The sequence below is a fragment of the Sporosarcina luteola genome (assembly GCF_023715535.1).
Taxonomy (GTDB): domain Bacteria; phylum Bacillota; class Bacilli; order Bacillales_A; family Planococcaceae; genus Sporosarcina; species Sporosarcina luteola_B.
Genome location: NZ_JAMBOI010000052.1, coordinates 1 through 444, shown reverse-complemented (window position 1 = coordinate 444; position 444 = coordinate 1). Strand labels below are relative to the sequence as shown.

General features: G+C 57.2%; 2 protein-coding genes. Both read left to right on the top strand.

Annotated features, from left to right (window positions below):
• The first annotated feature begins 2 nt into the window (after positions 1–2).
• Positions 3–155 (top strand): flagellar FliJ family protein, encoded by a 153-nt coding sequence (locus M3191_RS18745; protein ID WP_353056543.1) that lies wholly within the window; start codon positions 3–5, stop codon positions 153–155.
• Positions 152–444: hypothetical protein (locus M3191_RS18260; RefSeq protein ID WP_251701735.1), on the top strand; the 293-nt coding region annotated here is incomplete at its 3' end. The genes M3191_RS18745 and M3191_RS18260, both read left to right, overlap by 4 nt.

The following is a 444-nucleotide window of genomic DNA, read 5'->3' as shown; positions in this document are numbered from 1 at the left end:
CGCTGGCCAGCTGGCGCGAGAAGCAGCAGCGTCTCAACGCCTATCAGACGCTGATCAGCCGCGCGGCAGACAACGCATTACGAGTAGAAAACCGTCTCGATCAGAAACGGATGGATGAATACGCCCAACGGGCCGCATTGAGGAAAGGCGAATGATTACGCTGCCAAATATTGTCACCGCCGCCAGCGCGAAAGGCGAGCTGAAAAGTTCAGATTCCGCTGAGGTTTTGCACAGCGTCAAATCGCTGCCGCAGGACTTTCTGACCGAGCTGGGCAACCGCCTGCTGACGCTGGCGAAACAGCAGGGAAACGCGGCGCAATCTGCTGAAAGCGCAGAGGAAAAAGAGGACGCACCTGCGCCGAAGGGCCAGCTTGACGCGCTACTGACCGCCTTTGACAAAACAGAGGGTTTGAATGCGCTGCTGACGCCGGAAAATATTAAAGC